The organism is Rhizobium sp. CF142 (assembly GCF_000281145.1).
Lineage (GTDB): Bacteria > Pseudomonadota > Alphaproteobacteria > Rhizobiales > Rhizobiaceae > Rhizobium.
Map to the genome: position 1 here is coordinate 29,545 of NZ_AJWE01000109.1, position 25,606 is coordinate 55,150.

Annotated in this window: 19 protein-coding genes; 10 read left to right on the forward strand and 9 right to left on the reverse strand. The window is 54.2% G+C overall.

What is annotated here, in order from left to right; genetic code table 11:
* Positions 1-2: 2 nt before the first annotated feature.
* Entirely contained in the window at positions 3-1,124 is a 1,122-nt protein-coding gene (locus PMI11_RS36065) for an acyltransferase family protein (protein WP_007823258.1), read from the forward strand.
* A 50-nt stretch (positions 1,125-1,174) separates the two neighbouring features.
* Positions 1,175-1,753: an SGNH/GDSL hydrolase family protein gene (locus tag PMI11_RS25985; protein ID WP_244430685.1), complete on the forward strand. Its 579-nt coding sequence runs from the start codon at positions 1,175-1,177 to the stop codon at positions 1,751-1,753.
* 112 nt (positions 1,754-1,865) lie between these two features.
* Here PMI11_RS25985 and PMI11_RS25990 read toward each other — a convergent pair whose 3' ends face one another.
* From PMI11_RS25990 to PMI11_RS37460, 4 genes are all read right to left on the reverse strand, one after another.
* Positions 1,866-2,414, reverse strand: a complete 549-nt coding sequence (locus PMI11_RS25990) for a serine O-acetyltransferase (RefSeq protein ID WP_007823262.1) — start codon at positions 2,412-2,414, stop codon at positions 1,866-1,868.
* A 22-nt stretch (positions 2,415-2,436) separates the two neighbouring features.
* Entirely contained in the window at positions 2,437-3,876 is a 1,440-nt protein-coding gene (locus PMI11_RS25995; RefSeq protein WP_007823264.1) for an oligosaccharide flippase family protein, read from the reverse strand.
* Between the two features lie 51 nt (positions 3,877-3,927).
* The gene (locus tag PMI11_RS36070) at positions 3,928-4,677 is read right to left on the reverse strand and encodes a hypothetical protein (protein WP_051034646.1); all 750 of its coding nucleotides are present in this window, start codon (positions 4,675-4,677) and stop codon (positions 3,928-3,930) included.
* A gap of 91 nt (positions 4,678-4,768) precedes the next feature.
* On the reverse strand, positions 4,769-4,927 hold the full coding sequence (locus tag PMI11_RS37460; protein WP_157179698.1) for a hypothetical protein: 159 nt from the start codon (positions 4,925-4,927) through the stop codon (positions 4,769-4,771).
* Between the two features lie 243 nt (positions 4,928-5,170).
* Here PMI11_RS37460 and PMI11_RS26005 point away from each other — a divergent pair, with 243 nt between their 5' ends.
* The gene (locus PMI11_RS26005; RefSeq protein WP_157179699.1) at positions 5,171-6,130 is read left to right on the forward strand and encodes an alginate lyase family protein; all 960 of its coding nucleotides are present in this window, start codon (positions 5,171-5,173) and stop codon (positions 6,128-6,130) included.
* Positions 6,131-6,141: 11 nt separating this feature from the next.
* Here PMI11_RS26005 and PMI11_RS26010 read toward each other — a convergent pair whose 3' ends face one another.
* The gene (locus PMI11_RS26010) at positions 6,142-6,636 is read right to left on the reverse strand and encodes an acyltransferase (RefSeq protein ID WP_007823267.1); all 495 of its coding nucleotides are present in this window, start codon (positions 6,634-6,636) and stop codon (positions 6,142-6,144) included.
* A 312-nt stretch (positions 6,637-6,948) separates the two neighbouring features.
* Here PMI11_RS26010 and PMI11_RS26015 point away from each other — a divergent pair, with 312 nt between their 5' ends.
* The 4 genes from PMI11_RS26015 (at position 6,949) to PMI11_RS26030 (ending at position 13,841) form a co-directional block, all read left to right on the forward strand.
* Positions 6,949-7,878, forward strand: coding sequence for an endonuclease/exonuclease/phosphatase family protein (locus tag PMI11_RS26015; protein ID WP_007823268.1), 930 nt, complete (start codon positions 6,949-6,951; stop codon positions 7,876-7,878).
* A gap of 163 nt (positions 7,879-8,041) precedes the next feature.
* A complete protein-coding gene (locus PMI11_RS36075) occupies positions 8,042-10,417 on the forward strand; it encodes a calcium-binding protein (protein WP_007823269.1) in 2,376 nt (791 codons plus the stop codon).
* A gap of 357 nt (positions 10,418-10,774) precedes the next feature.
* Positions 10,775-12,535: a type I secretion system permease/ATPase gene (locus PMI11_RS26025; RefSeq protein WP_244430701.1), complete on the forward strand. Its 1,761-nt coding sequence runs from the start codon at positions 10,775-10,777 to the stop codon at positions 12,533-12,535.
* Between the two features lie 49 nt (positions 12,536-12,584).
* The gene (locus PMI11_RS26030; RefSeq protein ID WP_051034650.1) at positions 12,585-13,841 is read left to right on the forward strand and encodes an HlyD family type I secretion periplasmic adaptor subunit; all 1,257 of its coding nucleotides are present in this window, start codon (positions 12,585-12,587) and stop codon (positions 13,839-13,841) included.
* A gap of 175 nt (positions 13,842-14,016) precedes the next feature.
* Here the strand turns inward: PMI11_RS26030 and PMI11_RS26035 are convergent, their stop codons facing one another.
* From PMI11_RS26035 to PMI11_RS26050, 3 genes are all read right to left on the reverse strand, one after another.
* Positions 14,017-15,192, reverse strand: coding sequence for a glycosyltransferase family 4 protein (locus PMI11_RS26035; RefSeq protein ID WP_244430687.1), 1,176 nt, complete (start codon positions 15,190-15,192; stop codon positions 14,017-14,019).
* 146 nt (positions 15,193-15,338) lie between these two features.
* Positions 15,339-16,604: a nucleotide sugar dehydrogenase gene (locus PMI11_RS26040; RefSeq protein ID WP_007823273.1), complete on the reverse strand. Its 1,266-nt coding sequence runs from the start codon at positions 16,602-16,604 to the stop codon at positions 15,339-15,341.
* 580 nt (positions 16,605-17,184) lie between these two features.
* Positions 17,185-18,075, reverse strand: coding sequence for a glycosyltransferase family 2 protein (locus PMI11_RS26050; RefSeq protein WP_007823274.1), 891 nt, complete (start codon positions 18,073-18,075; stop codon positions 17,185-17,187).
* Between the two features lie 1,291 nt (positions 18,076-19,366).
* Between PMI11_RS26050 and PMI11_RS26055 the strand changes: the two genes are divergently transcribed.
* Positions 19,367-20,221 carry a calcium-binding protein gene (locus PMI11_RS26055; protein ID WP_007823275.1) on the forward strand — a complete coding sequence of 285 codons (855 nt, stop codon included), beginning with the start codon at positions 19,367-19,369 and terminating at the stop codon, positions 20,219-20,221.
* A 551-nt stretch (positions 20,222-20,772) separates the two neighbouring features.
* The gene (locus tag PMI11_RS26060; RefSeq protein ID WP_007823276.1) at positions 20,773-21,969 is read left to right on the forward strand and encodes an O-antigen ligase family protein; all 1,197 of its coding nucleotides are present in this window, start codon (positions 20,773-20,775) and stop codon (positions 21,967-21,969) included.
* Positions 21,970-22,606: 637 nt separating this feature from the next.
* On the opposite strand, the gene PMI11_RS26065 is transcribed toward PMI11_RS26060, so the two are convergent.
* Positions 22,607-23,668 (reverse strand): acyltransferase family protein, encoded by a 1,062-nt coding sequence (locus PMI11_RS26065; protein WP_007823278.1) that lies wholly within the window; start codon positions 23,666-23,668, stop codon positions 22,607-22,609.
* Positions 23,669-24,056: 388 nt separating this feature from the next.
* Here PMI11_RS26065 and PMI11_RS26070 point away from each other — a divergent pair, with 388 nt between their 5' ends.
* Positions 24,057-25,541 carry an SGNH/GDSL hydrolase family protein gene (locus PMI11_RS26070; RefSeq protein ID WP_037072182.1) on the forward strand — a complete coding sequence of 495 codons (1,485 nt, stop codon included), beginning with the start codon at positions 24,057-24,059 and terminating at the stop codon, positions 25,539-25,541.
* The last annotated feature ends 65 nt before the right edge of the window (positions 25,542-25,606 follow it).

Here is a 25,606-nt window from a genome sequence, read left to right on the forward strand (position 1 = left end):
GTATGCACGAAATCTATCAGAAGGTATTCGGTGTCGGCAAAGCCATCAAAGGTCTCGACGGCCTTCGGGCGATTTGTGTTCTCTTCGTTCTGACCGATCATGCGGGCCTGACAAAAAGGTCGGAGTCGGGCACGCTTGCCGTCTGGGTATTCTTCGCCTTGAGCGGCTTTCTCATCGTGCCAATCCTGTTTCGCGCGCGGCAGCGCATCGAAGCGGGCAGCTCCGATGCTGCAACCGAGATCGTGCTTTTCATGCGCAATCGAGCCTTGCGGATATTCCCGGTCTATTATCTGACACTCGCACTGATCTTCCTGTCGACCGTTACCCTCGTCGCGGGCGACAATGTCGACAAATTTTACGGCAGCGTCAGCTGGCTCGTGACCTACACGACGAATATCTATATCGGCTTCGTCAGACATGATTGGCTGGGGCCATTGTCTCACCTGTGGACGCTTGCGGTGGAGCAGCAATTCTACGTGCTGTTCCCGCTGCTGTTCATCTGGCTGCCATCCCGATTCTGGCGGTCCAGTCTCCTGATATTCCTGCTTCTGCTGCTTGCGGTTCCGAGCCTGTGGGTGTTCGACGATGAGCTCATGTTCCGCGTCAACTCACTGTCGGGCTTTTATGCTATTGCGGTTGGCGGAGTTTTTGGCCTCGTCGCCAGACAGCTTGGCACGATCAACTTACGCTTTTCCGGTTTGGCGATCCTAGCGCTCGGCGTACTTCTGGTTCTGCAGCACCTCTATTTCATTTTTGGCGGACATCCAAACGCAGCCCTGATCATTGCTCCGCTTCTGTCCGGATTGATGATCATGCTGGTGACGGTCTGCCAGAATTCTGCCGCGACCCGATTTCTTGATCTTCCGCTGATCCGCGGCGTAGGCGTTGTCAGCTACGGCTTCTACCTGTTTCACGGCCTGCTGCTTGGTCCGTCAGGACGGCTTGTCGCTATAGCAACGGGGATGCGGGACGGGACGGCCTTCCAGATCATGCAGATTGTTACGGCTTTCATTCTGACAATGATCGTAGCAATCGCTTCCTTCGTCTTCTTCGAAGAGAAGATCATGCAGATGAAGAAAAGGCGTGTGGCGCCGACGACCGTTGCCGCCGGTTCCAATGGCTGATGAGACTTGCTGCCGGTTTGATCGCTCTGTTTCTTCTGCAGGGGACTGATGTGGCCGCGGCAGGACTGAAGATCGTAACGTTCGGTACATCGCTGACGGCAAGGGGCGGATGGCAGGCAGATCTCGAGAGCGCCCTCGAGCAGTGCCTTCACCGCCCCGTCGATATCGCCATTGTGGCAAAGAGTGGCTCAACCACCGAATGGGCTTTGTCATCTGTGGACCGGGTGATCGCCGAGAGCCCTGACATAGTGCTCGTCGAGTTTTACGCCAATGACGCTGCCTTGAACCGCTGGATGAGCGTCAGTGCCAGCCAGCGGAACTTTTCAATCATCCTCGAGAGGCTGCGGACGGGACTGCCCCATGCCCGTATCTTCATGATGGTGATGAATCCTATGTCGGGACTGCGGGGTGCGATCAGACCCTTTCTCGAGAGCTACATTTCGGCTCACCGCAGTGTTGCGGCAGAATGGAACGTTGCGGTCATCGATCATAGCGCCGGCTGGGCAAAGCTATCGAGCGGCGAGCTCTCTACAGGAATCCCGGATGGCGTCCATCCCACGCCTGCCGCTGCGGCTGAAGTCATGGTGTCGACAATCGTCGAGGCGATCGGCGGGACATGCTCCGACTGAGCTCAACTCAGGCAAAGCCTGCCATACCGGGAAAAGTATTCCTAAGATATTGGAATGGACTGACGTAATTCCATCGCTCGCCAATCGATTGCCGGTTGGCAGGCAATATCGGTCAGCGATTGTTATTTGATCTCGGCTGGACGATGGCTGGGCTTGGCGTTTCTTTGTATCTGATCTTGGCCGGCACACCGACCGCAATAGCTCCTGCCGGCACATCCTTGACGACGACGGCGTTCGCTCCGATCACGGCGCGTTCGCCGATGATAACGGCGCCGAGGATTTTCGCACCCGCGCCCACGTCTACTCCATTATGCAGGATCGGCACCTCGTTCGGCTTGTCGGCTGATTTGTTGCCGATCGTCACACCTTGACGCAGACGAACATCATTGCCGATCCGCACCTCGGAATGGACGATAATCGATCCGAAATGCTCAATGACACATCGCTCGCCGATCTTCGCGTTGGCTCCGATGTATATTCCGAAAAAGATCTCGGAAAATTTGATAAGAAAGACATGAATGACCTTCAGCGGCAGACGGATAGGCGCGAACTTGATCGAACGTACAGCGCTTCCGTATCTGTGAAAGGCAAGCGCCCAGAAGCCTTGTGAGATCAGGGCTCTCTTATGACTTCGAAAGTCTCCAGCTATTTCTCTAAACATGACGACTCGCTTCCTTGGAAAACTACGCCTTTTTCCAGGCTCTTATCATTCGCGCTCTGTTCCACCATCCACGCAGGGCATCCCGGTCGAGCAGCCCGATGCCGACGACATAAGTCGCGACGAACAGCATTCCGAGCATCATCGCCTTCAGTAATATGGGATAATTGGGTGAGATGGCATAAGACCTTGTCAAATGAACCGCGGCCAAGGCTGCGAGGGCCGACAAGAAGAAAGCCCCACACTTGCTGACAATTGTTTTTACAGAAACTTCAGTTTTGTGCGATCCGTAAAGTATACCTCCAACAATAACGGTTATATGGCAGCAAACATATGCGGTTACAAGTGTAAATACGCTGCTATGTTGAAGAACAGTCAGGATCACAGCAACGAGCAGTGCGGCACAGCATTGCATCCGGAAAACGACACGCGGCAAGCCCCATGCGTTCAGCATGACTTCATTGCAGTAGCCGATGGATTGGGCCGCTCCGAGAATTGCCGCCAGGAACATGATGTAATCGGAATCTATGCCGTTGCTTCCGAAGCAGATGCGGGCGATTTCCGGCGAAAGCGCGGCAATCGAGATGAAGGCCGGCGCGGAAATCATCGAGAGTGAGCGCAGGCTCGTATAGAATGCCTCCCTGAGGAGCGGAGGGCGGTCAACCAGACGGGAAAAGTGCGGAAGATTGACGTCAACCATCACGGCGGTCAGCATTTGTGCGACCACCGCAGGAACGCGCGATCCCATGATATAGAGTGCGAGTGCGGCCGGCCCGAAAAAAATCGGAATAACGATCTCGATCATTCGAAGTGACGCGTAGTTGAGCACGCGAGACCCGAAGATGCCTAAAGCGTAATGGAGAACGTGCTTCATTCCGGCAATCTGCGGGGCTGCAGGCCGCAACACAGGCGGATACCAGAGAAAGGCGACGTTGATGACAGTGGTCGCCAGCAATTGACCGACCATGCTGTAGACGCCGAAGCCCAGGAAAGCCATGGCCAGTCCGGTCAGCGCTCCGAATACGGTTGATGCCAAGGAACGGAACGCAAGGCGCTTGAACTGAAACTCCTTGCGGAGCAGGGCCTGCGGAACATACCCAAAGCTGTTGAGGACGAGCGAGAGACCGACGAGTTGCAGAACAGGCTCTATGCCCGTGACGCCCAGCAGGCCGCCGATTTCGGAGGAGAAAAGCGTCAGGAGTGCATAGATAAGGACGGCGAGGCCAAAGTTCAGGATCAGAATGCTCGTCGTCATGCCGCGCGTGATGTCCTGCGTACGGACGATTGCATCGCCAAAACCGTTATCGGCAAACAGCTCCGTCAGCGACACCAGCGCATAGGCTGCCGCAAACATCCCGATCTCAGTTTTATCGAGAATACGGGCCAGCACAAAAAAGGTGAGGATAGTGCCAAAGCGCGGTCCCCAGTTGCGAACAGCTGACCAGAGTACGGAACTACGATTCATGCGCGCCTCGTTTTGGCATTGAGCGAAGACGTGAAGGGCTTCCCACCGCGATTATGCATTCCGCACCGCAGCAATATAGCGCGAAAGCGGCAGCTTTCCGCTCATGACCAAGGATGCGCCGACAAGAAGTTTGCGTATGAAGGCGACTATGCCGGGAAGGCTGCGGTTCTTGTGAGCGGCGATGGCATAGAGCGTCCCTGGGAAATATTTCGGCTTGAGGCTTGCGTCGTGATCTCGATGGCCGACGAGCGCGGCATCCGTAAAAAGGGTGCCACGGGCGAGATAGAAAGCGCGTATCGCGTAGTCGGTATCCTCGCCGCCATTGAGACGAGCACCGACTCCCAATGTTTCGTCGAATGCCGCCAAGTTCGGTAGCAGCCGTCCGCGGAAGAAGAATGTGTTCGATGATGCTCTCGATATCACTTTCTGCAATGCAGGTGCTTCCGTTGCCAGAACACTTCGGATTTCGGGTGTTGAGCTATAGCGGCAGAACCAAAAATCAATCTCCGGCTTCTCTGAAAACAGATTGGCAACCAGCGTTAGAAAGTTTTCCGGATACCAGCAATCGTCATCCGGGAAGGCATAGATGCTATCGGCGGTCACGACACCGGCCTTAACTACGTCCTGAAGAAGGAGATTGCGAGCCGCCGAAAGCGAAATCTGATGATTGATACGTCGCGTGCTGATCCACTCCGGAAAGTCGGGATCGGCGGCATCGTCGGGAACATTCTGCAGAAGAAGATAAAGGTGGACATCGATCGAAGGGTCTGCGGCCTTGGCGCTTGCGATCGAATCAATCATCCTCTGGAGATGCTCGGAGCGACCCTGCTTTAGATTACTTGTCGAGAAAAGTGTGATTTTCGGCATGACTACTCTATTGTTCGAGAATATGTCAGTAGAGCTGTTTAACCTTCAGCGTGCGGCACGGCGTGCGGCCCTGATCTTGCGGTGCAACATAGACATTGCGGTCTGGGTTGAAAAGGAGAAAATGGCCGGTAAACGCTAACTTTGCCGCAAACATCCCTTTATGGTTATCTGCCACGAACAGCACGGCCAACCACCGGAATCGGAGAGACATATGCCAATGGCTTCAAAGGCCCGCCGGAAGGCAGAGCCTTTCAATCGCGTTGTATTGTGGCTGATTTTTGCCCTGCTCGTATCCGGGGTTCCGGCAAGCGCCGAAGAGCCGCTTCGATATCTTTTCGAGCTGCCAGCTGGCAAGGTTCAAGATGCCGGTGCTGGCAAGAAAGTTCGTCCTTTCATATGCCCGGTACCAGTCGCGCCGTTGATCGATATGAGTAAGCTGTTCAGCTTTTATAAGCCAAGCTACACGCAGTCGGAGGTCGATCCGGTCGCGATGAAAGCCTTCGCAAAGCGCTTGTGGCCGACAGGTGCCGTGACGAAGAGTATGCTGCAAATGATGCAGGCGGCGCTTGACGTGCCAAGACAACGAAGAAACGCTGCCAATTGCATCGTGCGGCAGACGCGGGTCTGGGCGGATGCCAATGCGCTGCTCGGCGGCGTCGAGGACAATGATCCGCTCGGACATCGTCAGGCGGTTCTCGCGGGGGGGTGGACAACGATTTCCTTTTCGAACGCCTATGCGGTAGCAAAGGAAATCGCGCCGCCGCCAAGCTCTGCCGATGCGCCCATCAAGGCCTGGTTCGCCAAGCTTTCGGATATGCTCGTTGCAGAATTCACGCCGGCGCCGCGCGAGCCAAAATATGTCTGGCTCGACGGCAACAGCAACCATCGATACTGGGCCGCGGCCGCAGTTGGCCTGATGGCAGTTCATCTGCAGGATCGCAAGCGGTTCGACTGGTCGATGGATATTTTGAAATCAGCGCTGGATGAAGCGCCCTATGACGGCGGATTGCCGCGTGAGCTTTCCCGAGGTGGACGTTCGCTGAAATATCAGAATTTCGCCATGGATGCGATCGCGATCCTCGTGCGGCTTGCCGATGTCAACAATGTCACGCTTACTCCTGATCAGGAAAAGAGGTTGCGGGCAATCGCCGGATTTGCCGCGACGATGTATCTCCATCCCGACCAATTGGAGGCAAAGATAGGATATCCTCAGGAGGTCGAGCCCGGTATGGTCACCTGGATCGATGTTCTGCTGCCGCATTTCAGGCGCCGCGATCCGGAGCTTGCCGAAAAGCTGGACGGGATAGCGCGGCCCTTGCGGCCGATGACCAATACCTTCGTCGCTTTGCCTGCGACCCGCCTCTTCGAAAATGGGAGTAGCAAATAAAAGGCTAGTGCCTATGCCTTTCGGACATTCGTGCCGCTCTTCCTCTGATCGGCAGCACGTTCAGCTTCCGGGATGTCAGCGAACAGGAAACGGCCGTAGGGGCCGACTTCGATGTTTTCACGAATGATGGTTGCCGGATTGCCTGCGGCGATGCAGCGCGACGGTATGTTCTTGGTCACGACGCTTCCCGAGCCGATGACGCACTCGTCGCCAATCTCAACACCTGGCAGGATTATGCTTCTGGCGCCGATGAAGCAGTGCTTGCCGATCTTGGTATTGCGATAAAGGCCACGCGTTCTGTCGTGCGTGAGAATGGCCACGTCGAATGCGACATACGACTTTTCGCCAACATAGATGCCCTTGGGATAGGTCTTGTCCAGCCGAACGCTCAGCGAGAAGGTTGCCGTCGGATGAATGTTCATCCCCCAGAACCTCGTATAGTAATGGTACTTAGCCTTTACCAAAAGCGATCTCAGCCAGAGGAATTTGTTCAAGCTGCGTGCCATTAAACACCATCTCCTTGTTGCGTGAACATCTCAGTTCTATCGGTGCCGAACGCGGGGCATATAAAGCATGGACAACAGGCCGGTGGAAGCTGCTTTGTGTGCAGTGCCACAAAAAGCTTTGGATTGTCCGTTGTCGTTTCGCCTGGCGTCTCCGCGAATTTCTGTTAGCGTCGCGATGCCATCAGGGCGAGCAGGGTATCTAGCGTCCGTCCTGACGGGTCTGGCGGCTCAATTATGCCACAAGAGATCCGAATAGGCTTTACTCCCGCCCTTTAACACCAAGGCATGTTCGCATCGCAGGAACCGATATGAATGAGACATAATGTTTTTCGCGTTGTCTGCATCGTCGTTTCCATCCTCCTCCTCGTCGTTTCGCTCCAATATGTTTCCTATATCTGGCCCATGGCGATCGTCGGTGCACTGCAGATGCAGATCGGCGTTGCTTGCCTTGCCATCATCCTTCTGTCCGCTCTCTCCGTCCGGCATTGGTATAGCCTGCTGCTCGGCGCGGCTTGCGTCGTGTTGATTGCCCCCCCGATTCTGATGCTTAGGGAATTTGCTCAGCCGCCTGTACCGGGTGCGGTGCCAGCCTTACGCTTGCTGTCGATCAAGATTGTCGATGAAAAAGTGGACGACGCGGCCTTGCAGCAGACGATTGAAGAGGCCAACGCCGACATTCTTATTGTGACAAGTGCCAGTTCCCTAGCCAACCGGCACGATCTCGCCCGCCAATCCTATCCATTTCGCATTGGCTGCGAGGATCCAGTCAATGCACGCTGCACAGTCATGCTTCTGTCGCGCTGGCCTCTTGCGGATCCTCGTTTCCAGGAGTTGAGCCCTATTGGCAGTGAATTGGCTGCCGCTTCCCTTTCTATTGATGGAACGCGCGTCCGCGTTTTCGCCACTCGTCTTTCCAAGATGTGGTTCGATACGTTCCATAGCTTCGAGCTCTTCACCATTACACGTATGCTTCGGGAGACCCGCGAGCCTGTGCTGCTGGCCGGAGATTTCAGTGCGCCCGTCATCGTGCCGGACATGCGCTGGTTCCTTGGCAACAACAGGTTGCGCAACGCCTATCCGGAGCCGGCCACCTGGCCAGTCGCTTTCGGCCCTCTCGGCATCAGTAACGATCATGTCTTTTTCGGAGCGCCGCTTTCTGTCCTATCACTCAAACGTACCGATGAAAGAGGGCAATCGGGATATATTTCGCTTTTTTCCGATGTCGCAATCACGCCGGAGTGAGATGCCCGCTACGCGGGAAGTTTTCGCCCCGCAATTGCGATACACTCAAAATTATTCAAAAAAAACCGATAGTTGATTAAAACTTTAATTGTTGTTTGGTGCCAATCTTAAACGCGTGGCCCTCAAAATAGCTCCTGCAGCACTGATGCTCCTGGAGATTTTGATGCCCAGCACGATCTATCTTGATGCCACAGCCGGTGAAGCCGAATTGCGGAAAGCGCTTGCGACCGTCGCCAATGGCGGCGGCACGGTTGTGCTGGCAAAGGATGCCGATATCACGGTCAGCAAGGCGATCTATGTCGCAATCGGATCAGGCGATGTCACCATAGATCTCAACGGCGGCACCCTGCATCAGGTCACGGCTACTGAGAGAGTTCTCGGTGTTGGGGGAGCAGAATCCCCCCTACAAAGCGTCACGCTCGGATCCGACGCATCGAACAATGCAACCATCACCTATGCAACCCTGCCGCAGAACATACAGGTCGGCAGTTGGATAAAAGTGACTGCAGATGACAGCCTGCCAGGAGACCATATCGACCCGGGTGATGCCGGTCAGACGACGAAGCTTGGGCAGGCGGCCAAAGTCATCGCCATCAATGGCAACACGGTCGTTCTTGAAGGCTCGCTCGTCGAGCAGAATCTTTACGCGACCAATGTCCGTGCGACCGTCTATGCCGAAGGCCAGTTTACGATCAAGAACGGCACGATCGATGGCGTGAGCGGCGAATACAGCACGACCGGCGGCGATCTGCTTAACCTGCGCAATCTGGTCGATGCGGTCGTCGATAACGTTACGATAAAGGACGGTTCCGGTGGCATCAATATCGTTAACAACGTCAATGCCCACCTGACTGATATCATCGGCGCCAATCTGTATGCTGCCATTCACACCGGTGCATCACTGAACACGCTGATCGACGGCCTCTTTGCCGAGCACGTCGGTCAGGCCATCGCGGTTCAAGGCATCGGAACGATCGCAAATGCCGCAAGCGCATCGGCCTATGGCGCCGAAATCAATTTCCTTGCCAAGAATTCGGTCGTCTACGACGCATCGAACTCGGCATACGACTTTCATTCGGAGAGCCGGAACGGAGTCTATACCGATGATCTCTCGTTCTATTCGCGCATGTTCGGCGATTTCCGAGGGATAGGGAATTCCTTCACGAATAGCGGCAGTGTCGGCGATGCCTACGGTATACAGTTCTATGAATATGGCGATGGCGACGCCCGCAATTCGCTTGTCGACAACCTAATCCTGCGTGAAATACAGAACTACGCCTTCATCATATCGAATTCGCCGGAGGCGAATATCGTCAAAAACAGCGTCTTCGAGAGCCTTCTTCAGGGATACAACATCCCTGAGTCGATGGTCAAATTCCTCAATACGGTGCTGCTCACCGGCGTCGTACCCGGGAATGACACCCTTGTCGGCACGGCTGCTGCCGACAAGCTTCTTGGCGGTGTGGGCGCTGACAATCTCTCGGGCGGCGACGGTAACGACTATATTTGGGGCGGTGACAAAGCCGATTTGCTTACCGGTGGGACCGGACACGACCGCTTCGCCTATCATGCGCTGGGCGAAGGCGGAGATATCATCACGGATTTTCAAATGGGCGCGAATGGCGACGTTATCGATGTCTCGGTTCTTGCCGCGCGTTTGGGATGGGGAAGCGGTGACCTGATCACAGATGGCCATATCCGGGTCATCCAGAGCGGAACATCAACTCTAGTTCAGGCCAATGACGGTCAGGGCTGGTCGACGCTCGCCTTGTTGCAAAATACGATTACCGCGGATTTCGATACGCACAATCTCCAGACATCGCTCTCTGCGACCATGCAATGGGCAGTCGACACGCCTACGTCTCCTTCGACGCCCCCCACGCCTCATACAGGCACGGACAAGGCCGATAGTTTCGCCGCCGGCAAAGGTGCCGACCTCTATTACGGTTCCGCCGGTGATGACAGTTACGTCTTCAACGATACCCACGATCACGTCACCGGCGAATTGGCCGACGGCGGCAAGGATACGATATGGTCCTCCGTCGGCGTCGATCTCCGCGGCGAGTCATTCGTCGAGAATTTGCGGCTTACCGGGGCCGCCGAAATCAGCGGTATCGGCAATGCTCTCGCCAACATGATTAGCGGCAATGCCCAGAGCAATACAATCGCTGGCGCCGGCGGCGTTGATTCTCTTTATGGCGGTGGTGGAGCAGACACGTTCTACTTTGCCGAGATGGGGGCGGCAAACAAGGATACGATCTGGGACTTTAGTGACGACGATAAGGTCATGCTATCGGAGTCGGTATTTGCGGGGCTCGATTCAAACGGCGATCATATTCTTGATGAGGCGGCGTTCACGATCTTGACCAAGGTGGGAGCATTTACGACGAGCAGCGGACCGCAAGTGATCTACAATTCGGCAAGCGGCATAGTCTCCTACGATGCGGACGGATCTGGCGGGAAGGCGGCGCAGGACATCGCTTTTATCGGCGCTAACAAGGCGTTCTTCGGTTACGACGACGTGATATTAACCTACTGACCTCGGATAGGTGGGGCAATCGACCTCTAATCCCGCCACGGATGGTCGCTCATCAGCGAGGTTTCGTCCAATTTAGGGCTGGTTTGACGCAGATAGATCAACAAGCGCTAAGTTCTTTTATCTTTTGGCTTTCCTGCTGTGTTTGTTACGTCTCTCGAAAGGCATGTTGACGTTAATTTTGTTGAGAGATTCTATTTTACCCAAAATTTATTTTATTTTAGGTTCGGGATCGGAGGCGCGACCTTGCTGTCACAGTGTCGCATATCTTTTAAGACGTTTCTGTGATGTTACAGAGAAGATCGCTGGAGGGGCATTACCTTCGGGCGCTGTTCAGAAGGTGTGGAAGATTTGAATAATTTGATAGCTGGCTTTGTGCTGCCGCAGAACAAGACCACCGGTGCTGAGGCTTTCTCGCGCTGCAAGAGCGCGTTCGTGGTGGTCGCACTGGCAAGCGCTCTGGTCAATATTCTATATCTGACCGGTTCTTTTTTCATGCTGCAGGTTTACGATCGCGTCATTCCCAGTCGCAGCATTCCCTCGCTCATCGCTTTGTCGCTGCTGGCGCTTCTCCTCTACGTTTTCCAAGGCGTTTTCGATGTTCTGCGCGGCCGTATGCTCGTCCGTATTTCCGGCGTCTTCGATGAGGTGCTGAGCGGGCGTATTTTCAACTCGGTCATGAGGGGACCGGTCAAAACGAGGGTTGAAGGCGACGGGCTGCAAACCCTTCGCGATTTTGATCAGATTCGCAGCTTTCTTTCGAGCTCTGGCCCGGCGGCGTTTCTGGACCTGCCCTGGATGCCCATCTACATTGCGATCTGTTTTATGTTTCATCCGATCATAGGCGCGATTGCCATCGGAGGTGCATTGGTTTTGGTCGCGCTGACATTCCTCACCCATCGAGCAGCGCAGGTGTCCACAAAACAGGCTACCGAACTCGGCAATCGGCGCAATGCTTATCTGCAGGCCGCCCAGAGAAACGCCGAAGTTGTTCAGGCCATGGGAATGAGGGGCGATCTGGCCGACAGGTGGCTCGAACAGAATGATGCGTACCGGATGATGTCGCGCGCAGGTTCCGACACAGGCAACGTCTATTCCACGATCTCCAAAATTTTCCGGGCGGTCTTGCAGTCCGGAGTGCTTGCAACTGGCGCTGTTCTGGTAATCGAAAACCAGGCGACCGGCGGGATCATTATTGCATCGTCTATTCTTACGTCGCGATCACTGGCCCCTGTCGAACAGGCGATTGCCAACTGGCGGGGGTTTGTTTCAGCCCAGCAAGCATGGAAACGTCTCAAGACTACCTTCCGTGAATTGCCGGAGAATACGACCCCGCTCAGGCTGCGCGCACCTTATCGCCAGCTGACGGTGGAACAGCTCGTGAGTGGTCCCCCCGGCAGACAAGACTTCACCATCATGGGGATCAGTTTTTCGGTCGATGCAGGTAGCGCTGTCGGCGTAATCGGTCCTAGTGCATCCGGTAAATCGTCGCTCGCCCGCGCGATTACCGGGATCTGGCCTGCCTATCGCGGTTCGGTCCGGCTTGACGGCGCCGCACTCGATCAATGGGATGACACGGCCCTCGGCGCACATATCGGCTACCTGCCACAGGATATCGAGCTTTTTTCGGGTACTGTTGCAGAGAACATCTCGCGATTTCAGCCAAATGCTGAGGCTGAAGCGGTTATTGCTGCTGCTGAAATCGCCGGAGTGCACGAGATGATCCTGCGTTTGCCGAACGGCTATGAAACCCAGATTGGTCCAAGTGGTTCGATGTTGTCTGCCGGCCAACGGCAACGCGTCGCGCTGGCGCGCGCTCTTTACAAGGATCCTTTCCTTGTTGTGCTGGACGAACCGAATTCCAATCTGGATGCTGAGGGAGAAGCCGCACTCGCGGAAGCTATTCTCGCCGTGCGCCGGCGCGGCGGTATCGTCGTCATCATTGCACATCGGCCCAACGCGCTCGCCGGCTGTGACTACGTGCTGATGATGAAGGATGGTAAACTTGCGGCATTCGGGCCTAAGGACGAAGTGCTTGCGAAGGTTTTGCGGCGGGAAATCAAGCCGATTCCCGCAGAACGATCGACCCTGAAAATTGTTGGCGATTCCCAGGAGCAGTGACATCGTGACGGTATCTGAATCTCAGCGGTCGCTGCGGCGCCATTCGGTGATGGTCGTCGCAATGGCAATCTTGCTTGTCGGCAACATCGGGGGGTGGGCAGCGACAACAACACTTTCAAATGCCGTCGTCGGCGAGGCAACTGTTGTTATCGACGACAACGTCAAGAAGATACAGCACCTTGTTGGTGGTATCGTTTCCGAAATCTCGGTCAGCGAAGGCAGCCATGTCAACGCAGGTGAGATACTGCTGAAGCTCGACGGGACTTCCGTTAAGGCCAATCTCGGTATCATCAACAGCAACCTCGCGCAGCTCTATGTGCGTAGAAGTCGTCTCGAGGCAGAACGGCTTGGGCAGCCCAGTTTTTCAATGGACGAACTGCAGGCAAAGGGTGTCGATCTCGAAGGAAACAAGCTGCTGATTGATGGCGAATTGCAGCTCTTCAAGACGCGTCAATCTTCAATGGTCGGACGCAAAAAGCAGCTTGAAGAGAAAATGGCTCAGCTTGACGAGGAGATCAAAGGCGACACCATACAGCTGCAGGCGATCGACGATGCCACCACACTCGTCAACGAAGAGCTTGCTGCAACGGAAGAGCTTTATGAGAAGAAGCTCGTGACCATGCAAAAGATCAATAGTTTGAAACGCCAGAAGGCCGATCTTGATGGCAGCCGCGGTAGCCGGGTGGCATACCGCGCTCAGGCAGAGGGCAAGATTGCCGAGATCAAACTGCAAGTTCTTCAGCTCGATGCGGACCAAAGTGCTGAAAACTCCAAGGACCTCACAGATGTCGAGGGGAATATTGCCGAGATGGAGGAGCGTCGTATCGCTGCTCTCGATCAGCTTCAGCGGCTGGATTTGAAGGCTCCGCTGAGCGGCCGAATTTACCAGCTTTCCGTCCATACGCTCGGCGGCGTCGTCACGCCAGGCGAAACGCTTATGCTGCTGGCGCCGGACAATCGCGCACTCACGGTCGAGGCAAAGATTGCAACGCGCAACATCGATCAGGTGCATGTCGATCAGGATGTCGACATTCGATTCACTGCATTCGATCAAAGATCGACGCCTGAAGTTCAGGGGAAGGTCCTGTCGGTATCTCCAGATGCCATCACCGAAGAGCGCACAGGTGCAAAATATTATCCGGTGCGCATAAGACCGGAACCCGAAAGTCTCGCAAAGCTGCAGGGCATGAAGCTCTACCCCGGCATGCCGGCTGAAATCTTTATCAAAGTTGCCGACCGCTCAGTCATATCCTATCTGACCAAGCCACTAACGGACCAGATGAAGCACACCTTCCGCGAGGAATAGTCGTACCCGGCTGCGTTAGGGACAGAGAATGCAGTTGCTAATCTGGCAGCGCGACGACGGTTGAATTGCTAAGGCAGTCGTAGCTTCTGGATTTCCAACTCAGCAAGAGAGCAATAGATAAAGCCGCATGAGAGCAACTCATGCGGCTTTTTGCTTGTCTGCCTGTTGCCGGAGATCAGCCCTGTCGCTTCACCTTCTTGTAGGCAGCGATCAGATTGGGGATCTGATACGGCCATGCAAGGCTGCTTGCGACACGTTTGCGGCCAATGGCGCCCATCCGCGCACGCTCTTCCGGATTTTCGAGGAGGGCTACGATTTTCTCGGCGAAATCCTTCGCATCGTTGGCCTTCGCGTAAAGCGAGGCTTCCTCGGCGCTGCGCCTGCCTTCGGTAACGTCAAACTGAACGATCGGCTTGCCGAGTGCCATGTATTCGATGATCTTGTTCATCGTCGACTTGTCGTTCATCGGGTTGACGCGGTCAGGATTGACGCAGACGTCAGACGTCGACAGCACCTCGAGAAGATCATGGTCCGAGACGCGTCCTGTGAAGGTCACGCACTCCGAAAGGCCCATTCTTTCCGCATCGGCAGCAAGGCCCTTGGCACTTGGGCCGCCCCCGACCAGAACGAATTGAATGTCATCGCGAACCATCTGGTTCTTAATATAGGCCACGGCATCGAGAAGGATATCGACGCCTTCCTGAGCACCCATCACGCCTACATACCCAACGAGGTACTTTCGGCCCTTCTTAAGTGCTTCATTGGGCTGTACTGCAACGAAACGCGAGAGGTCCGGTCCGCTTCTGACAACGTAGATATCGTCGGCTTTCTTGCCGCCGCGCACCTGGGCAATTTCGCGATAGCTCTCATTTGTAGAGATGACGACGCGAGCGCTCTTGAAGGTGATCCACTCGAAGCAGCACATCAATCTCCAGAAAAAGCCGCGCTTTTCATACTTGGCTTCGTAGAGCTCTGGATTGATGTCGTGATGATCGAAGATGTACGGAACACCGAAGAGCCGGAACTGCCACGCGACCAGGAAAATCAGGTCAGGCGGATTGCAGCCGTGAACTGTATCGAAGCCGTGACGGAAGAAAATCTTCCAGGCAAGGACGGTTTCCCAAAACAGCGCGACGCCGTATTCCAAAAGGTAGCCTAGCGCCCCGCTCGCATCGAGCGGCAGGGGATGCCGGTAAACATGGATCCCCTCGATGTATTCATAGCGTTCGGTGAAGCCCTTTCCAGTCGGGCAGATGACGCAAACCTGCGCACCGGCGGCGGTCAAGGTCCGGGCTTCCTGCCAGACGCGACGGTCGAAGGGAACCGGCAGGTTCTCGACGACGATCAGCACTTTTCGCCCCTTTAGGGGCAAGACACTGAGATCTGTCGCATCATCCGGGGCCATATCGATTGTTTCTTGAATTGCCATCGATTGCCTACTCTCGATAATTCTCAAAGAATCGGCCTCCGGAGAGGCCGACGGCGTGTTTCTGCTTCTTAGTGCAAAGTATTTGTGTCAACCGTCTTTGCAGCTTTCACATCTATCTTTGCCAAACTTCCGTTTGTGTCGATCACCAGATCGTATTTGGTGCTTTCGGCCTCTTCCTTGGAAACCATGATTTCCGAGATGGATGGAAGGTGCGAGAAGGCATAACCCATATTCTGACCCAGCAACTGCGTTGGCTTAACGGCCGGATCGTAGATGCTGAGCTTGTACCCGGAGGTGATCAGCTTGTGGGCTAAGTTAAGCTGGGGGCTTTCGCGCAGGTCGTCGCTTTCTGCCTTGAACGCGAGTCCAAGCATGAGGATGTTCGCCTTCGGCGCGACGTCGCGCGTAACGTAGTCGAAGATGAAGCGTTTGTGCGCCTCGTTCGAACGCAGCAATGAATCGACCAGGTGATTGAAAGCGCCGACCTCCTCGGAGATATGGGCCAGTGCCCTGACATCCTTGGGAAGGCAGGAGCCGCCGAAGGGGCCACCGGGGCGCATATAATAAGGCGAGATATTCAGCTTGGTATCGGAGATGAAGATCTTGTGTACGGTCTGAGGGTCGATATCAAGTTGGACGCAGACGCGGCCGATTTCGTTGGCGAATGCGACCTTGACCGCGTGCCAGGTGTTATCGACGAATTTGGTGAACTCGGCTTCGCGGTAGCCGGTTACGAACATTGGCGCACTGATATTCTTGTAAAGCTCAGTCATGCGCTCGGACGGCTGACCGTTCTGAGTACCAACGACGATCTTCGGCGGATTGAAGTAATCTTTGATGGCGACGGACTCGCGGAGAAATTCAGGGTTGTAGACGATTTCGACCGACTTGCCGAAATCCTTGCCAAGATGGGCCTTGAAGATCGGTGCAATCAGTCCGTCGATCGAACCCGGGCGGATCGTGCTGCGGAAGACCACGGTCAATGGCTTCTCACGACCGACGTTCACGCCCAGAGCAATCTGACGCGAGACTTCGGCAATGAATGTCATGTTATGCGAGCCGTCGGCTGCACTCGGCGTGCCGACGCAGACAATGGCCAGATCACATTCCGAAAGCAATGTTCCGACCTTCGAGACGACAGTCAGGCGATTGTCAGCCAGACCCGATGCCAGGAGGTCGTCGAGGCCCGGCTCATAGATTGGCGAATGACCGGAGAGAATGAGTTTTACCTTGTCTTCGTGAGGTTCCACGCCGACGATGGAATGACCTTCTTTGAGCAGGCATCCGGCACCTGTGAGACCGACATAGCCAAGGCCAAAGATTGCAATTTTCATTCGCACGCTCCTGGGGTTTGTGACTGTGCGGAGATAGTCGAAAATTTACATCGATTACGCAACCGCAAAAAAATGAACGTTTCGCCGATGATCAATTTCGATCACATTTGTATAGTGCATATGACATTTTCGAAATAGCCATTCTGGGGTTTTTTTCGAAAACGCGCAGGCGAAGCTTCGATGGTTGGAGACATCGAATTGTTTTTAAACGATTTTTTCAGTTTTCTCTTTGCTCCCTTTATGCTCGCCGGGCATGACGACACATTTCTTGGCTGGTCGCTGCAGCAACGGCGATCCAGTCAACGAAAAATTGTGCAATGCAGCATGTACGTTGTATTTGGGGGCTCGAAAGGTCGCGATTGATCCATAAATTTGAGAAATTTAGTGCCAGCTGTGATTCAAAAACGACAAGCCCACCGTTCCCTCAAAGGGGGGCAGATGGTCTGAACTGGCTGCTCCCTGGGTCGCCAAAACGATGTTTGCAGGATCTGAATGCCGATGGCGTCATCAAATTCAGACGCAGAATGCTTGCGTTCAGAGGACGCCACCTGGGGTGATGCCATCTGAACGCTGGAATTCTCTAGTAGCGATTTGAATAGAAAGCGCCAGCGGCCAGCAGCTTCAGAGCGCGGGTGACGTTCTGCGGGCCTGCGTTCGCCGACAGGCTCTTCCATGCATGCTTAAAGCCCATGCTAGGAGAGCCGATCGTGCGAACTGCGATTTCAGCCATCTTCATCTCATGGGCTGCGATGATGATATTTCTCTGTCGCTGATTGCTGACGCTCGCCAATATTTTGTCGCGCATCATGTTGTGGCCAAGAATGAGCTTGTCGATATTGCGGGAAAGCTTGTCGTTTCCGTCATAGCTATAGCGCACCATTATTTCACTGGTGCTCAGGAGCGAAGAAATCTGCGATAGACGGAACCATAGATCCCAGTCTTCACAATTCGGCAGGCTTTCGTCAAATCCGCCAATATCCATGAAGCTGCTTTTGCGGATAAGCGCAACAGAAGCCGAGCCAAAGATATTTCCTTGGCTGAGATGTTCGAGCGTGATTACCCGTGGAGGCACGCGCGAAACGCTTGGCCTATCGATGTAGTCGTATTTCATGCCGCAGCCGGCCGCCGGGCATTTTTCATCGTCCGACAGGAGCTTCAGCTGCAGCTCCATTTTTTCGGGAAGCCACTCATCGTCGGAATCAAGCAGAGCAAGCATGTCGCCCGACGCCGCGCGGCAGCCTTCATTTCTTGCACCAGAGGCGCCCCGGCTTTTGCTCAGGAAAATTGGTTTAATAATTGGATGCTCTTCGGCAAGCTGGCTGATTACCGCCGGAGTAGAATCTGTTGAGCCGTCATCAACGATGACTATCTCTTGTGGAACTACCGTTTGAGCTAAAATACTGTTTACGGCTCGGATGATCTCGGTAGGCCGATTCTTAACAGGTATTACTGCTGATACAGCGTAAGCCATTAGAATTCCTCGCGAATGAATCCCTACGCCCCGTTCAGGCCTAGAATGGATATTAATATTCCCTGGCGATTGCAACGCCTAAATCTCTGTGGAAATTGGCGACATTGCGGCCTGACTTTGACCTTAATCAAGAAATAATGGCGTGCCAAATGGATCCTCAGGGCGAGCATGGGCTCGATTAGTCAAGTGAAAACAAATGGCTAAGGTTTCACGTGATGCACGTCGAGGTCTTATTTATAAGTGAATGAATGTGTTCAGCCGGCCTGGATGGGAACTGCCTGAACGCGGTTCACCGATGGTTTCCACAGGCGATGATCGATCGGTATCTTCGGAATTGAGCCGTAGGCCCGACAAGCCAGGTGCCCCAGGGCCTGGATATTATACTGTGCACCAAGGCTCAAAGGGCGCTCTGTGGACGCTCGTGACAACGTCTTTGAATATGGTCGTGCTAGCTCGTCGCTCAGGGCTGTTCACGGATTCGCGGATGCGGCCCGCCATAGAACGCGCTAGCTAGCGCGGTCTTGTGACATTCGCCGAAGACGGAAGCGCTTGGGGCTATTATGAAATCGTCGCGCTCACGCGGTTCGGCCGCCGGATTTGCGCAATGGCGCCGGTCATCGCCCCCCCCTCTGTCTCGCCGCCCGGCATGCTCGCCGTAGCTCGGCAATGGCTTTCCGGCGTCAGGTTTCGCAAGGTCTAGTCCGGGGCTGCGAGCCAGTCACCAGAGCCTATGAGCGGTTGCCTATGCTTTTTGCGTAGTGCGGGCCTACAAGTGACGGAGGTAGTTTGCATCGTGAAAGTTGATGGTTTTTCGCTCGAGGCCCGTCACATCTCAGCACCAGATCTCCTGACTTGTTTCTGACCTGAACATTGGTCGTTCCAACTAGAATATCGGCGGCTCAAGACGAATAAATGAAGTCGATTGAGCTCTCAGTCGCCATCCCCCGCGATAGATAGAATGAAACGTGTCTGCAGAACGCCCTCTGGCATTGAAAGTCCGCCGGCAGCGTTGGTTTCTCGGCTGCGCTATCCCGCCTAATTGCGTTCCTCAATATCGCTATTCTTGTAATTCCCCCAGTTGGTTATTTTAACGTGCAATAGTTGCGATGCTCCGCTGTTGAGTGAGAGTACACTTTAAGCGAGTGATCTCGAATTAAGTATATTTTTATCAGCCCAATTTTGTTCTCAACTTCAGGGTTTACAATATATTAATTCTTTAATAGTCAAGGGAACGAAAGCCGAGAGCGCTTCACTATAAATATCTTACTTATGTTTCAAAGGGAGAATCGAAATGGCTAACGTTCTGGGTACCAATTCAGACGACACTCTCAAGGGTACGGCTGGAAATGACGAGATTCGTGGGCGCGACGGTAACGACACAATCTATTCTGGTAACGGTGACGACAAAATACTCGGCGGCAACGGCAACGATCTGATCGGCAGCGGCACCGGAAAAGATGCAATCTACGGTGATGCTGGCGACGACGTGATCAACTCGCGTGAAGGCGACGACTTCGTCTTCGGTGGTGCTGGTAATGACATCATTGCCTCTGGCGACGGTAGCGACCATGTTTGGGGTGGCGAAGGCAACGACGCGATCTACGGCGGTGCAGGCGACGATTTTCTGGGCGGTGGTGTTGGCAACGACATCGTGCGTGGCGGTACCGGCGCCGATTTCATCACTGGCGATGCTGGCGATGACCGTGTTTACGGCGACGAAGGCAACGACATCGTTCACGGCAACGAAGGCAATGACCGCGTATACGGCGGCGCCGGCAACGACAAGGTACTCGGCGACGACGGTAACGATTTCGTCTTCGGCGATGACGGCGATGACGATGTCTATGGTGGTGCCGGCGACGATTTCCTTTATGGCGGCGCAGGCAACGATTACCTGGTAGGTGGCACCGGCAAGGACACTTTCGTTTTTGAAAGCGGTTCGGATTACATTGCCGACTTCACCATCGGCCAGGACAAGCTGAAGTTCGGCGCTGCTGGTGTAAGCCAGTACAAATTCGCCGATATCATCTCGCATGCTGCTCAGGACGGCGCCAATACCGTCATCACGCTTGATGCGAACCATATCGTGACACTGCAGAACGTTAATGTAGCGGATCTCCACGCTTCCGACTTCCTCTTTGCATAATCGAGAGCCGGAAGGTCATAACCAGTTCGGTCTGGCGTGCGAGAAGGCATGACAGGCGGGTTGGCAATTTACTAGAGAGTTCAGGGCGGCAGTATCGATGGATATTGCCGCCTTAATTGTGGGCAATCGAGCGTTCCGGCGGTGGCGATTCTCCTGCCCGATGGCAGATGCTGGCGGCATTTCGAGTGCCTAGCCACGAAATAGCCTGGATAATCTGCCCAAATTGCTTGCTGGAAAATCAGGACGATGATTGTCGCATGTCCGCCGGCACGATGCCTGAAAATTCTGGATCAAGGGACATGCCGGGTTGCTTATTTTACGCGCGCCGTCATCCGACGCTTGATGGTGCATTGCGAAAAAATGAGGATTGAAGATATATAGGACCTTGAATGTTGACGGCGACAGGCCGAGCACGCTTCTTCCGGAGAAGGCTATATTGCTGAAACAATGCGCCAGTTCGACATAGGACCATACTCGATTCGGTTTTGTTGATACGAAAGAGCATATCAATTACGTCCTTCTAGTTAAGTTAGGTCAATTGGAAGCGATATATGGCGTTTAGAGCGATCTTCGTCTTTTCTCTTGTGTTGCTGGTATTTAATATCGGTGCAGCCCTGCATCTTGCCGGTAGCAACGCTATTGAGAAGTCTTTCTTTATACTTGCTGCTTTCGCGATCTTGTTTCGCGGTCGCCCCGACAGAACGATATTGGCGCTTCTTTTTGCAGAGTTGTTTCTTGTAATTATTCTGGGCGCATCGACGCCCTATAACGGCTTCAGTTGGTCCGTTTTATTTCTTTCTTTGAACCAGATCATTGTTCTATTTGCTTTGCTGGCGGGAAAGACCAGCTATCGAGATCAGCAACTCATCTGGAAAGTAACCGCGTTCCTGCCGTTAGTCTGCGTGGTCCTCGGCCTTGCCTATCAGGCCGTGGGCATCAAACCCATGATCGCCACGGAGTTTGCAACTGGTGTTCCGCGCTATCTGGGCTCGTTGTCGGCGGCAGCATTCACGTCTGCGCTCGGAATGTGCGGCGTATTTGCCGGCGTACAGCTGGTGCTTGGCGGTCAAAAGAAATACGCGGCGCTCGTGCTCATCAGTCTGCTGGTTCTCGTTGCTGCTGGAGGCAGAGCGACCCTGGCGGTTTGTGTTGTGGTGACAGGTGCTTCGGTGCTCGTTCAACGCGGCGTAACCATCACAACCAAGATTTCGCTGGTGGTGATGGGCCTGGTTGGCGGTCTGGCGATCGTGGCGGTGTTCTGGGACAATTTTGCGACGCGTTTTCTGCAGAGTGGCGACAGCGGCCGCGGCATCATGTGGGACTATCTGCGTACCGTCATCGACCAGTATCCCTACACGGGCATCGGCTTTGGTCATCAGTTCTATATCACGCCGCACGAAATCGAGATTATCGTTGGTTCTACCTCAGCTCATAATGACTTCATCCGGCTCTCGGTCGAGCTCGGCAGCACGGGCATGATCATTTTCTATGTGCTGCTAACCCTTGCTGTGCTCAAGGCCAGCTTTCGGGGTGGCCGTCCAAACGTGGTTGCTATTCTGGCCTATTCTGGCTTCTTGTTCCTGTCCAACTCAGATAATGCTCTTGCTTCGCCTCTGGAATTTCCGCTTATTTTCCTTGCGCTGCTCGCAGGGCATAAAAAGCCCGTTTCTCGAAGGGTGCGTCAAAGACAAGAATTACCGGTAATGCATCAGGTCCCGCATCAGGCTTCCGCTTCTCCAGGGGAATAACAGGAAGCTGCGACTGCCTGCGATTTATCGGCAAACACTCGGTTAAGTGCTGCTCTATCCAGTAAGGCTCAGTGTCTGCGTTTGGTAGGCCGCTCGAAGGTTCGAGATCCAATCAGTCTTCCTGTTGAGTGCTCTTGCGGCTTGAGCGCTTGGATGCCGCATGACCTGCATGCGGTTGGCCTCTATATGTTCATGCCAGAAGGTCTGGAGGCGGCTGTATTGCCTAGATTGCCCCGACATTGGGTTGGCTATGCATGAGGTCCGGGAAAGCGAGCCTTAGGCCTGCAGTCGTGATACCACCGGGCGGTCGATTGAGCTGAAATAGTGTCTGCAGAACCTGATGGAAACCGACGATCCTGCAACGCCGCAATTCTGGTCAAGGGGATCAGGTTGGGCGTTGTCACTGGCAGCGAGTTCGGAGAGCTCCACGGAACTCTCTACCTGGCGCATTTCTGAGCAAAGTTAGCGAGCTAGCCCGCGATGGATTGTTGGAGAGCTTTAGGGTGATCCCGCGACGGTAAGGTCTGACACTCTACCCGCCCTCTACGGCCTGCTGCGAGGTGGTGCGGTATTCGAGCACTTGGCCTGGGATGAACCAACGTCAGGCCAAGTCAGGGCAAGGGCATCTAACGGATCATCAGCTTGTTGGAAGAGGTGAAGACGTCGCGCGGAAGAAGCGTCGGATAGGCTCGTCAAAGCAAACCGCAGCCAAGTATGCCAACATGATTGCCGTAACCATCGTTATCCCAATCATGGTGAACAAAGCTATGCCTTCCAGCTTCAGCCGGACGCATATATATGTGCTGATAAGTACAACCGGCATATGCGTAATATATAAGGGATAGGATATCAGCCCGGAAAACTTGGCCAAGGCTTCAAATCGAGATGAAGGCTCCCTTACGGCGCCTAGCATTACAATGAGCGGGAAGACGAGTAATACGCTCACCAGTTCAAATATGAAGTTGAACCGAGTCACAGGAAACAAAAATATTGCGAGCAAGACAACGCTCAGTAAAGCCGGTGACACGGTCGGCATGTTCCTCAAGCGACCCGCCATCATCAAGCGCCCAAGCAACACACCTCCTGAAAAAGAGAATGTTACACGAATGGCACCCTCGAAGAGTTCGCTGGAGCTATCTCCCACATCGAAACTGCCATGATAGGTCACCATAACAATAGCGGCCACTGCCGAGGCGGCCAAAACACCTAATAATCTCGGCAGGGTGAGGTAGGTCGCGGCCAGCGCATAAACTGCGTTGATAGCAATTTCGAAAAACAGCGACCAGGCTGGTGAATTGAACGGGAAGAGATAATCGTTACCTTCCACTCGTCCGAAGGGTGATATTAAAAAAGCGTTCAGCGATGCAAACACAAATTCCGAAGTATTAAATTCACCCTTGGGCAACATTCTCAATATAAAAACTGCCGCGCTCAACGCCATGCCAAGTGCAAACAGAGGATATAGTCGACGTAGTCGAACTATCATAAATTGCTTGAACCCCATTCCTTGTTGCAATCTGACATCATAGGCGATTGCAATAACGAAGCCGCTCAAGGCAAAAAAGAAATCTACTCCGAGGTAACCATGCGGCGATAAAGAGCCAAGGCCGATTTGCCAAACGATGTGAAAGAAAAGCACCGAGATCGCGACAAGGCCGCGAAGGCCATCGAGCGTCAAATAATGCTGACGAACAGGCATAGTCCTTCACCCGCAATTAAGGTTACGCTACAGGAATCGATAGCATGCTGCATTAGCGAAAGGAAGCGCAACAATTGTGCGCAGCACTATTTGTTGCGGCATTCCCCAGCCAAGACATTCCCCTTGGTGCCGTCATCCGTCTCAAGGACTGGTGGGCCGGATATAGTCTTAAGATTTTTGCAGTTATCGGCGACTGTGGCGCCTGGCGAAAATACGACTGATGGTTCGCGATGAAAAAATTGCTCTGAACATCGAAGGCCACAGGTCGTTTTCGGGTCTCGCACACTGCTGTCCCCAATGCCGTTCAAAGCTATGCGTTGTCATGCAAATGTCGAGTTTTCAGTCATGACTGAACGACGGTGTAGCGCTAAGATCGAGATTGAATGTCATGGATTTACAGCTTTATCGTCGTACATTTCTCGCCGGCTTATTATCACAATTCGGTTCCTATTTTGTCCAAAGCTCTCAGGCGGTTTCTGCCGCCATGCCGTCGATCAGGCGGGATTTGCCCGGCCTCCCGCTCAAAGTTGGAGCGAAGGTTATGGGACTGGGGCACAGTTTCGTAGCCAACAGTGGTTATACGGTAATCTATCCGGGGAATCCGACGCCCCGTATCGATATTGTGACGGCAAATTGGCTCGGGACCATCGGGCCGCTACGAAACGTCGATAATCGTTTTAATCTTGACTGCTGGTATGATCCGACCGTGCCGACCAAAGCAGCGGTAACGGGCAGAATGGCAGGGGCGATTGCAGGACGCGGAGGCGAGCACATACCGCAGACGCTCGCGCGATTGCCCTGGTATATCGAGCGGGCACCCGACATCATTGTCCTGGATATTGGCACTAACGACGTTGCCAGCGATAAGATCACCCTTGAGGATGCGATAGCGCGGTACGAAGCGCTTTTGAAGCCGTTGCGAGATGCCGGGATCTGGGTCGTTTGTATGTTGCCCGTCGACCGTATCGGTCACTCAGTTGGGGCCTGGCCTGCGAGTGATCCGCGGCATGTCCTCAGCAACGGCCTTGCTGACTACATCGTCTCCGTCGACGGCCGGGACGGTGTCAAAGTTGTTGATGACCGGGAGGTTCTCTCGAAGGCGATCGCCGAGGGCATCGCAATCACAGAGGACGATGTTCACTTGAACACAGTGGGTCAATGGTTACGCTATTCCGTGCTTCTGCCGATATTGCGTAAAATGGTAACGGAAGGCGACTTCTACAGCAGGGATGTGACGTTGGCCAATCTTTCGCCGCTTGGCGGCTTCTTGGGAGAGAAAGGCAAGCGATTCGGTGTCGAAGGCGTTGTCGCCGATAGCCTTGTGGCCACACGCGGCGGGGGGCAGACGGATAGAATTACCGGATCAAAGGAAATCGTATCTGATGGCCTGGAGAGGCAGATCTTTACGATCGATCCTACGGACAACGCAAACGACTCTCGGGTATGCACATTAACGCTGTCCTGGCCCGACATGGACCTGGAGAAACTCGGTCTCTCTGTGGGTGATTGGGTTGAGGCGGGGTTCGACTACGAATTGTCGGAGAGCAATGACTGGCTTGGGCTCGAATTTAGTCTCGAGGCGAACAGCCGGCCGGCAATATGCCGTTATGCTGCTGTCGGCGGCATGGTCGTGCGCCTCAACGCGACACAAAATGGACCACGATTGACAGCGCCGTTGTCTGGGCGGGCAACCATCCCGCGCTTTAGATTACTTGGATCGGATGATGTCGCAGTTCCGGCAGATTATTTTCGGAGCTCACTACGGCCAATCCGCCTTCACTGGAACAAGGATTCTTCAGACACACTGGTCGCAAAATTCTCTCCGATCATCATACGCAAAAGTACCGATCCCCGTCCCGCCTGGAATCTGTGAAACGCGTCAGCCTTGCTCCGTCGGCGGTTGGGTCGGCAGGTCGAAGAGAAGCCAACTCCATGCGA

Bases quoted from the DNA above. Each gene is read 5' to 3' on its own strand.
- PMI11_RS36065 (WP_007823258.1), top strand. From the start codon at position 3: ATGCACGAAATCTATCAGAAGGTATTCGGTGTCGGCAAAGCCATCAAA.
- PMI11_RS25990 (WP_007823262.1), bottom strand. From the start codon at position 2,414: ATGTTTAGAGAAATAGCTGGAGACTTTCGAAGTCATAAGAGAGCCCTG.
- PMI11_RS25995 (WP_007823264.1), bottom strand. From the start codon at position 3,876: ATGAATCGTAGTTCCGTACTCTGGTCAGCTGTTCGCAACTGGGGACCG.
- PMI11_RS36070 (WP_051034646.1), bottom strand. From the start codon at position 4,677: ATGATTGATTCGATCGCAAGCGCCAAGGCCGCAGACCCTTCGATCGAT.
- PMI11_RS26005 (WP_157179699.1), top strand. From the start codon at position 5,171: ATGAGTAAGCTGTTCAGCTTTTATAAGCCAAGCTACACGCAGTCGGAG.
- PMI11_RS26010 (WP_007823267.1), bottom strand. From the start codon at position 6,636: ATGGCACGCAGCTTGAACAAATTCCTCTGGCTGAGATCGCTTTTGGTA.
- PMI11_RS26015 (WP_007823268.1), top strand. From the start codon at position 6,949: ATGAGACATAATGTTTTTCGCGTTGTCTGCATCGTCGTTTCCATCCTC.
- PMI11_RS36075 (WP_007823269.1), top strand. From the start codon at position 8,042: ATGCCCAGCACGATCTATCTTGATGCCACAGCCGGTGAAGCCGAATTG.
- PMI11_RS26030 (WP_051034650.1), top strand. From the start codon at position 12,585: ATGGTCGTCGCAATGGCAATCTTGCTTGTCGGCAACATCGGGGGGTGG.
- PMI11_RS26040 (WP_007823273.1), bottom strand. From the start codon at position 16,604: ATGAAAATTGCAATCTTTGGCCTTGGCTATGTCGGTCTCACAGGTGCC.
- PMI11_RS26050 (WP_007823274.1), bottom strand. From the start codon at position 18,075: ATGGCTTACGCTGTATCAGCAGTAATACCTGTTAAGAATCGGCCTACC.
- PMI11_RS26055 (WP_007823275.1), top strand. From the start codon at position 19,367: ATGGCTAACGTTCTGGGTACCAATTCAGACGACACTCTCAAGGGTACG.
- PMI11_RS26060 (WP_007823276.1), top strand. From the start codon at position 20,773: ATGGCGTTTAGAGCGATCTTCGTCTTTTCTCTTGTGTTGCTGGTATTT.
- PMI11_RS26065 (WP_007823278.1), bottom strand. From the start codon at position 23,668: ATGCCTGTTCGTCAGCATTATTTGACGCTCGATGGCCTTCGCGGCCTT.
- PMI11_RS26070 (WP_037072182.1), top strand. From the start codon at position 24,057: ATGGATTTACAGCTTTATCGTCGTACATTTCTCGCCGGCTTATTATCA.